This is a genomic window from Steroidobacter agaridevorans, from assembly GCF_009932555.1.
Lineage (GTDB): Bacteria > Pseudomonadota > Gammaproteobacteria > Steroidobacterales > Steroidobacteraceae > Steroidobacter > Steroidobacter agaridevorans.
In genome coordinates this window covers 866,311-878,743 of sequence record NZ_BLJO01000002.1, presented here as the reverse complement: position 1 = coordinate 878,743, position 12,433 = coordinate 866,311, and the positions used below count along the sequence as shown (strand labels likewise).

Genomic DNA, 12,433 nt, shown 5'->3' with positions numbered 1-12,433 from the left:
CTTCCTACCGAGGCGCGATGCGACTCAATAAGATCAAGTTGGCCGGGTTCAAGTCTTTCGTGGACCCGACCGCGGTGAATTTCCCAGGCAACCTGACGGGCGTCGTCGGTCCGAACGGTTGCGGCAAGTCGAACATCATCGACGCCGTGCGCTGGGTCATGGGTGAGATCTCCGCCAAGCACCTGCGCGGCGATTCGATGGCCGACGTGGTGTTCAACGGCTCCAGCTCGCGCAAGCCCGTGGGCACCGCTTCGGTGGAGCTGGTGTTCGACAATTCCGACGGCAAGCTGGCCGGCCAGTTCGCCAACTTCAATGAAGTGTCCCTGAAACGCGTCGTCTCCCGCGACGGCACGTCGGCGTACTTCCTCAACGGCGCCCGCTGCCGTCGCAAGGACATCACGCAGCTGTTCCTGGGCACCGGCCTGGGCTCGCGCAGCTACGCCATCATCGAGCAAGGCATGATCGGCCGTGTCATCGAGGCGCGTCCCGAGGAACTGCGCGGCTTCATCGAAGAGGCCGCCGGCATCTCCAAGTACAAGGAGCGCCGCCGCGAGACCGCGAACCGCATCTCCGCCACCAAGGAGAACCTGGAGCGCCTGAACGACGTCCGCGAGGAAGTCGACAAGCAGCTGCGCCACTTGCAGCGCCAGGCGGCGACCGCCCGTCGCTACCAGGCCTTGAAGCAGGACGAGCGCAAGCTCAACGCTGAGTTGATCGCGCTGCGCCTGAAGACCATCGAGGGCGATGCGGAGTCGAAAGAAACCGTCCTGCGCGAGCGCGACACCGCGATGCAGGCCCTGATCGCCGAGCTGCGCGCCATCGAATCGTCGATCGAAACCTCGCGCGAAGATTTCACGGAAAAGTCAGAAGCCCTCAACGCAGTCCAGGGTCGCTACTACCAGATCGGCTCCGAGATCTCGCGCAACGAGCAGTCGATTCAGCACACCCGCGAGCTGCGTCAGCGGCAGCGTCAGGACCTGGAACAGACCGAAGAGAGTGCGGCCGAAGCCAGCAAGCATCTGTCGCGCGATCAGGAACAGATCACCCAGCTGCAGACCGAGCTGGAACAGCTCGAGCCCGGTCTCGAAGCGGCCCGCGAGCGCGAACAGGCATCCGCCGACGCGTTGTCGCAAGCCGAAGAGGCCATGCAGCTGTGGCAGGAGCGCTGGGAAGACTTCAATCGCGAATCTCGATCGGCCAGCGAAAAGACGCAGGTCGAGCGCGTGCGTATCGAGCAGTTGGAACATCAGCTCTCGGGCTTGCAGTCGCGCCGTGAGCGTCTGAGCACCGAGCTCGGCCAGCTCGACATGGGCGATTCGACCGAGCGCATCGCGATGCTCGAAGCTCAGCAGGAAGACGCGGCGGTTCAAGGTGAAACCGCGGCGACTCAGCTGCGCGATGCGACGGAAGAATTGCAGCGCTTGCGTGAGCGCGAGCGCGAACTGGTAAGCGCCGAGGACAACAGCCGCAAGCAGTTGCAGGAAGCGCAGGGCAAGTTGATGTCGCTGCAGGCTCTGCAGCAGGCTGCGCTCGGTCTCGCACAAGGCAAGGTCACCGAATGGCTGTCGTCCAACTCGCTGACTGAGCGTCCGCGCCTCGGTCAGCAGCTGGTCGTGGATCAGGGCTGGGAGCGCGCTGTCGAAACCGTGCTCGGCTCGTATCTCGAAGCCGTATCCGTCGATGCGCTCGATGACATCGCCCAGCGCATCGACTCACTGCAAGCCGGCACTGTTTCGTTCTTCTCTTCTGGCGCAAGCAGTGCGCGGAGCGGTGACAGCAACAGCTTGTTGTCGCACGTGCAGGGCCCGTCCGCGATCTCGGCATTGTTGACCGGCATCATCGCGGTCGACACGTTGCCCGAAGCGCTGGAGCGTCGTCATTCGCTGTCCGAGGGTCAGTCGATCATTACGCGCGATGGCGTGTGGATCGGTCGCGACTGGCTGCGTGTCAGCCGCGACAAGGACGTGCATGCCGGGGTCATCGAGCGCGAAAAGGAAATGGGCGAGCTGCGCGATCGCGTCAGCGCGGCCGAAGAGCAGCGGGAGACCGTTCAATCTCAGCTCGCGGAATGCCGTGATGGCTTCCACGCGCTCGAACAGCGTCGCGATGAATTGCAGGTCGAGGTCAACCGTCTGCATCGCTCGCATAGCGAGTTCACCTCGCAGGTCAGCGCGCTGCGTGCGAAGGCCGAGCAGACCTCCGAGCGTCTGCGTCGCGTCACCGGTGAAATCGAAGAGCTGGATCGCGATTACGAAGGTCGCTCCGAAGCCATTGCCGAAGCGCGTGCCCGCTTGCAGGAAGGCGTCGAAGCGATGGCGCAGTTCGAAGATCAGCGCATGGGGCTCGAGCAGGAGCGCGACGAGCGTCGCGAGGATCTGGGGCACAAGCGCTCACAGGCGCAGCTGGATCGCGCCGGTGCGCAGGACGTGGCCATCAAGGTGGAGTCGCGGCGCTCGGCGCTGTCGTCCATCTCGGCCGGTCTCGATCGTCTGCGTAATCAGCTGGAACAGTTGGAACAGCGTCGCGAACGCTTGACGCAGCAGCTCTCCGAAGGCGATGAGCCGCTGAATGCGCTGGAAGCCGAGCTGGAAGCGAAGCTCGAGCAGCGCGTCGAAGTCGAGGAGGAGTTGTCGGTCGCGCGCCAGGCGCTGGAAACCGCCGAGCATCTGATGCGCACGATGGATCAGCAGCGATTGGATCGCGAGCACGCGATCGAAGCAGCGCGTGCTGGCTTGGAAGACATGCGCATGCTCGCGCAGGAACTGAAGGTGCGGCGTGAGACGCTGCAGGAACAGTTCGCCGCGACCGGGCTCGATCTGGCGACGGTGTATCAGGAGATGCCGCCGGAAGCCGAAGTGCACGCCTGGGAAGAAACATTGAGCGATATCGCCGACAAGGTCGGCCGCCTCGGCGCCGTGAACCTCGCGGCCATCGAGGAATATCAGGAGCAGTCCCAGCGCAAGGAATACCTGGACAGTCAGTTCAAGGATCTGACCGAGGCGCTGGAAACGCTGGAAACGGCGATCCAGAAGATCGACAAGGAAACGCGTCAGCGCTTCCAGGATACGTTCGATCGCGTCAACGCCGGCCTGAAGGAGCGCTTCCCGCGCCTGTTCGGCGGCGGACATGCGTACCTGGAGCTGGCAGGCGAGGACATCCTCAACGCCGGCGTGTCCATCATGGCGCGCCCGCCGGGCAAGCGAAACAGCACCATCAATCAGCTGTCCGGCGGTGAGAAGGCGCTCACGGCCGTGGCGCTGGTGTTCTCGATCTTCGAATTGAACCCCGCACCGTTCTGTCTGCTGGACGAGGTGGACGCGCCGCTCGACGAAGCCAACGTCGGCCGCTTCTGCAACACCGTCAAGGAGATGTCCGAGCGCGTGCAGTTCATCTTCATTACCCACAACAAGACGACCATGGAGCTGGCGTCGCACCTGGTCGGTGTGACCATGAACGAGCCGGGCGTGTCGCGCCTGGTGGCCGTGGATGTCGATGAAGCGGTGCGTCTGGCGGCGATGTAAGCGGGCTCGCAATGAGTGAGTTGCGTTGGATTCTGATCGGGTTCGGTATCGTCCTGCTCGCAGGCATTTATCTGTGGGGGCGGCGCGGTGGCGCCGCCGTTGCGGAAGATGTCGCGCTTCGCTCGCGGCCCGAGCCTGCGTTGCAGCCGCATGGCTTCACCGAGGTGCGTCGCGAGCCGGCGTTCCAGCGAGCGGACGTTCCTGACTACGAAGAGCCTTCGTACGAGGAGAACGACGAGCCGGAGGACGCGGCCGACGAAAAGCCTGCCGCCGAAAGCTACGAAGAAACGGCGGTTCGCCCAGTGCGTCCACCACGGATGGAAGCTCGCCTGCCTCGAGGCGAGCCGCGACCGGTGCCGAGAGAAACGCCGCCGCCTGCGACCAATCCAGAGTCACGGCCGCTGCCTGATTTTCGCCGCGGACGCGTCGAGCCCACACTCGGCAGCGATTCCGTCACCGAAGAGCTGCCGGTCCAGTCGCCCAGTTCGACGGCGGTGGTTACCCCGGCGCCGACGCTGTCTTCCAGCGATACACCAGCGCCGCGGCGGTCGCCGGAGCGTCGCAAGATTCTTTCATTGCGACTGAGCACGGCTCCGCAAAGGATCGAAGGCGCGAAGCTGCAGGAAGTGCTCGCCGCGGAGCTGTTGAACCATGGCAAGTACGACATCTTCCATCGCGAGCACAGCGACGGGCAGGCCATCTTCAGCATCGCCAGCATGGTCGAGCCCGGCACGTTCGATCTGGAGAAGATGAACGAGACGCTGTATCCGGGCGTGACTTTGTTTGCTCAGTTGCCCGGCCCCGTGCCGGGCATGCATGCGCTCAATGAGCTGGTCGCCTGCGCGCGTCGCCTGCACCAGTCGCTGGGCGGCGTGCTTCAGGACGATCGTGGCGTGCCGCTGACCGTGCATCGAATCGAGCGCATGCGACAGGAAGTCCGCGAGTTCGAGCGCCCGCCGGGCAGGGGAAATCACGAGTGACCAAGCCGTCGCCTGCGGCGCGTGCAGAGGATCTGCGCCGCCAGCTGGAGCATCATAACTATCGCTATTACGTGCTCGACGATCCGGAAGTCTCCGACGCCGAGTACGACCGTCTGCTGAATGAGTTGAAGCAGATCGAGGCGGAGAGCCCCGATCTCATCACGCCCGATTCGCCGACCCAGCGCGTCGGCGCGACGCCGGTCAGCGAGCTGCAGGAAGCGGTTCACACGACGCCCATGCTGTCGTTGGACAACGCTTTCACGGATGAGGACCTGATCAATTTCGACCGCCGCGTCCGCGAGCGTCTGGAGACGGAGAAAGTCATCGAGTACGTCGCGGAGACCAAGCTCGACGGTCTCGCCATGAGTTTCCGTTACGAAAACGGCAAGCTCGTGCGCGCCGCGACTCGCGGCGACGGCATGAAGGGCGAAGACGTTACCCACAACATTCGCACCATCAAGGCCGTGCCCATGCAACTGCGCGGCAAAGCGCCGGATGTGATCGATGTGCGCGGCGAAGTCTTCATGTCGATCGCCGGGTTCAAAGCGATGAACCAACGCGCGTTGGAGAAAGGCGAGAAGGTAAAGGTGAATCCGCGCAACGCCGCCGCCGGCATCGTCCGCCAGCACGATCCGCGAATGGCGGCAAACGCTCCACTCGATGTTTTCTTCTATGGTGTCGGTGAATCCGGCAATTGGAAATTGCCCGCGACGCATAGCGAGATGCTCGAGCAACTGCGTGAGTGGGGGTTGAAGGTGTCTCCTCTCACCAAGGTCGTGCAAGGCGTCGAAGGTTGCCTGCAGTACTACCGAGATATCGGCGAGAAGCGTGAGTCACTCAAGTACGAGATCGACGGCGTCGTCTACAAGGTCAATCGCTTTGCTCAACAGCGTGAGCTCGGTTTCGTCTCCCGCGCGCCGCGCTGGGCAATCGCGCACAAGTTTCCCGCGCACGAGGAAAACACGATTCTCCGTGATGTGGAGTTCCAGGTCGGTCGCACTGGCGCCTTGACGCCCGTCGCTCGACTCGAGCCTGTCTTCGTCGGTGGCGTGACTGTGAGTAACGCGACGCTTCACAACATGGATGAGGTGCAGCGCAAGGATGTGCACATCGGCGATACGGTCGTCATTCGGCGTGCGGGCGATGTGATTCCCGAGGTCGTCAAAGTCGTTCTGGAACGTCGACCGAAGAATGCCCGGCCGGTCGTGCTGCCTGAAAAATGTCCGATCTGCGGCTCAGCCGTGGAGCGCGAGGAGGGCGAAGCCGTCGCCCGCTGCACGGGCAGCCTGTCCTGCGCGGCGCAGTTGAAAGGCGCGCTGCTGCATTTCGCTGGGCGGCGCGCGATGGATATCGATGGGTTGGGCGAGAAGATCGTCGATCAGCTGCTCACGGAAGGGCTGGTGCACAGCCCGGCGGATTTGTACAAGCTGACGGTCGATCAATTCGCGAATCTGGAGCGGCTGGGAGAGAAGTCGGCGAAGAATCTGGTCTCCGCGTTGGAGAAGAGCAAGAAGACCACGCTGGCTCGCTTCCTTTACGCCGTCGGTATCAGAGACGTCGGCGAGTCGACGGCCACTGCGCTCGCGAACCACTTTGCTTCGATTGAGGCGCTTCAGGACGCGAACGAAGCCGCGATCCAGGAAGTACCGGACGTAGGGCCCGTCGTGGCGGCGCACGTCTACACGTTCTTCCAGCAGCCCCACAATCGAGAAGTGATCCAGGCGCTGCGTGATCTCGGCGTCCACTGGCCGGCCCAAAAAGCCCGCGCCGCGCCGACGGAAGGGCCGCTGACCGGGAAAACATTTGTGCTCACGGGAACGCTGGAGAGCATGAGCCGAGACGATGCGGGCGATCGCATCACCGCACTTGGCGGCAAGGTGACAGGCAGCGTGTCGAAGAAGACGAACTACGTCGTCGCTGGCTCGGAGGCTGGATCGAAACTCACAAAGGCGCAGGAGCTCGGCGTCGAAATTCTCGACGAGGCCGCCTTCTTAAAGCTCCTGGAGAGCTAAATGCGCTTCGCTGCGAGAGCCGAGGCAAGCTCGGCTCTCGAGGAGCTTTCTTAGATCTTCTTCTCGACCTTCGCGTTCTTCCGCAGGTCATCCAAATACGTCTGCAGCTTCTTCCGCTGCACGAGCACCTTCACCCGATCCTTCACTTCCTCGAACGGAGGAGGTGACGTGACGCGAGACTCTTCGAGCTTGATGATGTGCCAGCCGAACTGGCTCTGCACCGGCTTGTCCGTCATCTGCCCCGGCTGCAGCGCCGCGACCGCATCGGAGAACGGCTTCACCATGGTTTCCAGCGTGAACCAGCCAAGATCGCCGCCATTCTTGCCCGACGGATCCTTCGAGTTCTTCTGCGCCGACTTGGCGAAGTCCCCGCCAGCCTTCAGCTCCTTCGTGATGGCCTCAGCCTTGGCCTGATCGTCCACGAGGATGTGACGGGCGTGATATTCCTTCGGCATCTGGGCGACCTGCGCGTCGTATTCCGGGCGCAGCTCCGCATCCGTCACCGGATTCTTTTCCAGCCACTGCTGCAGGCCCGAATCGACCAGCACGTTCAAACGAGCCAGCGCGAGCTGGTCCTGCACCTTCGCTTCCTTCTCGATGCCGCCTTTCTCCGCCTGCTCGGCCGCCAGCTGCATGCTGATGAACTGATCCAGCAGCTGCGACTTCTCGGCCTCGGTGATCTCGCGCTTCGACTGGCGCGCGACGTTCTCGACGTACAGGTCGAACTCGGACTTGCTGATCTCTTTGCCGTTGACCACCGCGACGGCGGGGCCGGCGGGCGCTTTGGAGGTTTCGGCAGCCTTGCCGCAGCCAGCCAGCAGCGTCAGGGGCAGCAGCAGGCTGACGAGAAAATGACGGTTCATACGCAATCCTTGGGAGAGATAAAGGGAAAGTGATGCTGAACGGATATTCGTCAGCGCGCCTCGTCCGGTGTCAGCGCGGTGATGCTCAAGGCGTGGATGTCGGTTTGCATCAGCTCGCCCAGCGAGCGGTAGACCAGCTGGTGGCGCTGCAAGGTGCGCAACCCGTCGAAATCGGCAGAGACGACGTGCACGCGGAAATGGCCCTTGCCTTCCTTGGCGCCGGCATGGCCGGCATGCAAGTGACTGTCGTCGATCAACTCGACCTGATCGGTGTGCAGCGCTTTGCGCAGCTCGGCGACGATGCGTTCGGCGCGCGTCATTGCGGCTTCTCCGACTGCGGCGGCGCATCCTCGGCCGGCATCTTGGACGACAGCCAGATCGCCTGCGCGATCGCGAACGCGAAGGTGAGCCCGAGCATGCCGAACAGCTTGAAGTTGACCCAGGTCTCTTCCGAGAAGTTGTAGACGACGTACAGGTTGATGGCGCCGAGCGCCGCGAAGAACAGGATCCAGGCCCAGTTGAGCGTCGCCCACACCGGGCGCTCCAGCTGCACGTTCTCACCCATCATGCGCTCGATCAGCAGCTTGTCGCCGAAGAACCGGCTGGCCAGGAAGCCGGCCGCCAGCAGCCAGTTCACCACCGTGACCTTCCACTGGATGAAGGCCTTGTCATGGATCGCCAGCGTCAGGCCGCCGAAAATCAATACCAGCACGCCCGAGATCAGCGCCATCTGACTGATCTTGCGATGGCGGAACCATTGCCAGGCCGTCTGCGCTATCACCGCGACGATGATCACGGCGGTGGCGACGAACATGTTGCCGGTGACCTTGTAGGTGACGAAGAAAGCGATGACCGGGAAGAAGTCGAACAACAACTGCATGCGCCAATACTCAATTAACTTTTTGCGAGCCTTGCGGACCGGCGCAGCCGGTCCGATTTGACAGGGCCGCTATCATACCGGGATGACCAGCCGCTATCTGGAGATTCACCCCCAGGACCCGCAGCTCCGCCTGATCCGTCAGGCGGTCGAGATCATTCGCGAGGGTGGGGTGGTCGTTTACCCGACCGACTCGAGCTATGCGCTGGGTTGCCACCTGGGCGACAAGACGGCGATGGAGCGCATCGCGCGCATTCGCCAGACCGACCGCCATCACCACTTCACGCTGGTGTGCAGCGACCTGTCCGAGATCGCCAACTACGCCCGCGTCAGCAACACCCAGTACCGCACCCTCAAGGCCTTCACGCCCGGCCCGTACACATTCATCCTGCAGGCCACCAAGGAGACACCGCGGCGCCTGCAGAACGAGAAGCGCAAGACGATCGGCGTTCGGGTGCCCGATCACCCGGTGCCCATCGCCATCCTCGACGAGCTGGGCGAGCCCATCATGAGCTCGACCCTGATCCTGCCGGGCGACGAGCACCCGCTGACCGACCCGCGCGAGATCCAGGAGCGGCTGTTTCACTTTGTCGATGCCGTGATCGACAGCGGCAACTGCGGCCTCGAGCCGAGCAGCGTGATCGACCTGGTCGGGCCGGCGCCGGTCATCGTCCGCCGCGGCAAAGGCGACGTGAGCGCCTTCGAATAACTACCTCCCTGCGCGGCTATCAAGACTGGCTGTCAAGCTGCGTATAATGCGGCCAGCTTTGCAAGCTGCTGATTTCCCGAATTAACAAGATTCGATAACGCCTTGATTTACAGGGCCTGAGGCCAAGCATTGAGCGCGACCCCCGCTAACAACCGACGCGTCCTGTCCGGCATGCGACCGACAGGTGCACTCCATCTCGGTAACTATCACGGCGCGCTCAAGAACTGGGTGGAGCTGCAGTACCAGTACGAGTGCTACTTCTTCGTCGCCGATATCCACGCGCTGACGACCGGTTACGAGGACACCTCGCAGCTCGAGAGCAATGTCTGGAACGTGGTGATCGATTGGCTCGCGGCCGGCCTGAATCCCGCCTCGTCGACCATCTTCATTCAATCGCGCGTGCCCGAGCATTCCGAGCTGCATCTGCTGCTGTCGATGGTGACGCCGCTGAGCTGGCTCGAGCGCGTGCCGACCTACAAGGATCAGCAGGAGCAGTTGAAGGACAAGGATCTGGCGATGTACGGCTTCCTGGGGTATCCGCTGCTGCAGGCCGCGGACATCCTGCTGTACAAGACCGCGTTCGTGCCGGTCGGCGAAGACCAGGTTGCGCATGTGGAGATCACCCGCGAAGTCGCGCGGCGCTTCAATCACATCTATGGCCGCGAGCCCGACTTCGAAGCCAAAGTTGAGAAAGCACTCAAGGCGCTCGGCACTCGCAACAGCACTCGATACAGCGAGTTGCGGCGTCTTTATCAAGAGAAGGGCGACGCGGAAGCCATTGCCAAAGCTCACTCGCTGCTGGAAGGCACGGCTCGCCTGACGCTCGCGGACCGTGAGCGGCTGATCGGTTATCTGGAGGGCACCGGCCGCAGCTATCTGGTCGAGCCCGAAGTGCTGCTGACCGCGACGCCCAAAGTGCCGGGCCTCGATGGCCGCAAGATGTCCAAGTCGTACGGCAACACCATCGGCTTGCGCGAAGATCCCGATCAGGTCGCGAAGAAGCTCAAGGGCATGGTGACCGATCCGGCGCGCCAGCGGCGCACCGATCCGGGCGATCCGGACAAGTGCCCGGTGTTCGATCTGCACAAGATTTACTCGAGCTCCGACACTCAGGCGTGGGCCGCGCAGGGCTGTCGCACGGCCGGCATCGGCTGTCTGGATTGCAAGAAGCCCGTGATCGATGCGGTCGTGGCGCAGCTGCGTGACATGCAGGCACGCGCGAAGGAATTCGAAGAGAATCGCGACCTCGTCCGAGGCATCATCGCCGAGGGCAACGAGAAGGCGCGCGACGTTGCGCGCCAGACGCTCGATGAGGTGCACCAGGCGATGGGGATGAATTACCGGTGAGCAAGTCCAAGCCCGAACTGAAGCTGGTGGAGGACACCGGCTCGCAGCTGCAGGAGGAGGACCTGAGCATCGAGCTGCCGCCCCAGCAGAGCGAGATGCCGTTCGCTGTGGTCGAAGGCGAGCCGATGACCCAGCTGCCGCGCGATTTGTATATTCCGCCGGACGCGCTGCAGGTGTTCCTGACCGCGTTCGAAGGTCCGCTCGATCTGCTGCTGTACCTGATCCGCAAGCAGAACCTCGATATTCTGAATATTCCGATCGCCGAGATCACTCGTCAGTACATGCAGTACATCGAAGTGATGGCGGAGATGCAATTGGAGCTGGCCGGCGAATATCTGCTAATGGCCGCGATGCTCGCCGAGATCAAGTCGCGCATGCTGTTGCCGCGGCCAGCGGTCGCGGAAGGTCAGGAAGAAGAGGATCCGCGGGCTGAGCTGGTGCGTCGTCTGCAAGAGTACGAGCGCTTCAAGAAAGCGGCGGAAGACCTCGATCGCTTGAATCGGTTGGAGCGTGACAACATCACCGCGTCCGCCGAGCTGGAGGAGCGCAAGGTCGTCAAGCTCCAGCCGGATGTGACGTTGAAGGAAATGCTCGACGCATTCCGCGACGTGCTGTCGCGCGCCGAGAAGTTCGCTCACCACCACATCTCGCGCGAACGCCTGTCGCAGCGAGAGCGCATGACGGAAATCCTGGCGCGCTTGCAGACGGTCGCGTTCTTCGAGTTCAGGGAACTGTTCAAGCCCGAGGAAGGGCGCATGGGCGTCACTGTGACGTTCATCGCCATTCTGGAGTTGATGAAAGAAGGCTTGATCGAAATCGTGCAAGCTGAGGCCTACGCACCGATTCACGTGCGCACGGCGCAGCGGCACTTGAAAGTTGTTCAAGGTGGGGTCGCGGCTTCCGAGACCGCGGACGCCGAGAACGCGGCCGCGCTGGCGCAGCCTGAGTTGGCGGGTGAGAACGACATCCCGGATGAGGATGAGACCCCGCCGGCCGATGACGCTGCCATTGCTGTACAGGCGGCCGTTGCTGACGTGGCCGCTGCGTCTTCGATCGCGGTAGACAGCATCGAGTCGGATAACGCGATTACTGATGCGGGCTTCGTTGAAGCGGCTGTGTCGGAAGCGGTTGCGTCGACTGAGAATGCGGTCGAAACGGTCGCTGAGGTTGCCGCGACCGACGATGCGGTGATCGCTGCTGCCGTTGCTGAAGAAGTTGCAGCTGGCGAGCCGGTGGTCGTCGATGGATCCGCGGTGAGCTCGCACGCTGCCGAGGAAGTCACGCTCGAAGATGTGCCGCTTGAGTTCGGCCCGGTCGATGATGCCGGCGCATTCGTCGACCCGCTCGAAGCGCAGGTCGTCGAGCACGCCGCAGAGACGGTGGAAGCCAGCGTTTCGCCGGTTGCGGAGGTTCTGCCTGAGGGGGCGGTTACGCAGGCGGTCGTAGTCACCGAAGAGACGGCGGCTGAGTCGCCTGAGTCGGCCGGCACGCTAGGGTCCGCCGAAGCTTTCGAATCGATCGAGCCGAGCGCCGCGGTCGATGCGATCGCCGCCGCCGAGCCGGGCGAGTCGCACAAGGTCGAAGAGCATATCGTCGAAGAGCACGAAGTCGAGGAACACATCGTTCCCGAGCACGTGGTCGAAGAGCACGTCGTGCCCGAGCAGCCGGCCGAAGAGAACAACTCGCTGGCCGAAACGCCGGTTGCCGACGAGCTGACTCAGGTCGAGAGCGAGAGCATCGCTGCTGAATCGATCGCTCAGGTCCAGACTGCCGAGCCTGAAGTCGCCGCCGAATTTGTTGCCGACGCAGAGCTTGTTGCCGGCAGTGAAGAAACGGTCGCTCAGGTCGAGTCGACTGAAGTCGCCAACGAATTTGTCGCCGACGCAGAGCCTGTGGTCGGCGGTGAAGAAACCGTCGCTCAGGTCGGGTCGGCTGAAGTCGCCGACGAATTTGCTGCCGACGCTGAACTTATTGGCGGCGGTGAAGAAACCGTCGCTCAGGTCGGGTCGACTGAAGTCGCGAACGAGTTTGTTGCCGACGCAGAGCCTGTGGCCGGCGGTGAGGAATCCGTCGCTCAGTTCGAGTCGAACGAAGTCGCCAACGAGTTTATTGCCGACGCAGAGT

The 12,433-nt window shown here is 62.9% G+C and carries 8 protein-coding genes and 1 pseudogene; 6 read left to right on the top strand and 3 right to left on the bottom strand.

Going from position 1 to position 12,433, the window contains the following annotated elements; genetic code table 11:
• Positions 1–17 precede the first annotated feature (17 nt).
• Genes smc through ligA form a run of 3 tightly spaced genes read left to right on the top strand, consistent with a single transcriptional unit; the run spans position 18 to position 6,513 of the window.
• Positions 18–3,521 (top strand): chromosome segregation protein SMC, encoded by a 3,504-nt coding sequence (gene smc / locus GYH35_RS10580; RefSeq protein WP_161828351.1) that lies wholly within the window; start codon positions 18–20, stop codon positions 3,519–3,521.
• Between the two features lie 11 nt (positions 3,522–3,532).
• Positions 3,533–4,501, top strand: coding sequence for a cell division protein ZipA (locus GYH35_RS10575; RefSeq protein WP_161828350.1), 969 nt, complete (start codon positions 3,533–3,535; stop codon positions 4,499–4,501).
• On the top strand, positions 4,498–6,513 hold the full coding sequence (gene ligA, locus GYH35_RS10570) for an NAD-dependent DNA ligase LigA (protein ID WP_202624219.1): 2,016 nt from the start codon (positions 4,498–4,500) through the stop codon (positions 6,511–6,513). The genes GYH35_RS10575 and ligA overlap by 4 nt, the downstream gene beginning before the upstream one ends.
• A gap of 50 nt (positions 6,514–6,563) precedes the next feature.
• Here ligA and GYH35_RS10565 read toward each other — a convergent pair whose 3' ends face one another.
• The 3 genes from GYH35_RS10565 to GYH35_RS10555 are packed head-to-tail and all read right to left on the bottom strand — an operon-like array spanning position 6,564 to position 8,256.
• The gene (locus GYH35_RS10565) at positions 6,564–7,376 is read right to left on the bottom strand and encodes a peptidylprolyl isomerase (protein ID WP_161828349.1); all 813 of its coding nucleotides are present in this window, start codon (positions 7,374–7,376) and stop codon (positions 6,564–6,566) included.
• Positions 7,377–7,426: 50 nt separating this feature from the next.
• Positions 7,427–7,696 carry a BolA family protein gene (locus GYH35_RS10560; RefSeq protein ID WP_161815917.1) on the bottom strand — a complete coding sequence of 90 codons (270 nt, stop codon included), beginning with the start codon at positions 7,694–7,696 and terminating at the stop codon, positions 7,427–7,429.
• Positions 7,693–8,256: a septation protein A gene (locus GYH35_RS10555; protein ID WP_161815916.1), complete on the bottom strand. Its 564-nt coding sequence runs from the start codon at positions 8,254–8,256 to the stop codon at positions 7,693–7,695. Before GYH35_RS10555 ends, GYH35_RS10560 begins: the two co-directional genes overlap by 4 nt.
• Before the next feature lie 82 nt (positions 8,257–8,338).
• Between GYH35_RS10555 and GYH35_RS10550 the strand changes: the two genes are divergently transcribed.
• The 3 genes and pseudogenes from GYH35_RS10550 to GYH35_RS35405 all read left to right on the top strand — a co-directional run.
• Positions 8,339–8,962, top strand: a complete 624-nt coding sequence (locus GYH35_RS10550; RefSeq protein WP_161815915.1) for an L-threonylcarbamoyladenylate synthase — start codon at positions 8,339–8,341, stop codon at positions 8,960–8,962.
• Positions 8,963–9,091: 129 nt separating this feature from the next.
• On the top strand, positions 9,092–10,309 hold the full coding sequence (locus GYH35_RS10545; RefSeq protein ID WP_161815914.1) for a tryptophan--tRNA ligase: 1,218 nt from the start codon (positions 9,092–9,094) through the stop codon (positions 10,307–10,309).
• A 95-nt stretch (positions 10,310–10,404) separates the two neighbouring features.
• A pseudogene (locus GYH35_RS35405) lies at positions 10,405–11,166 on the top strand (segregation and condensation protein A); the annotation flags it as partial.
• Positions 11,167–12,433 lie beyond the last annotated feature (1,267 nt).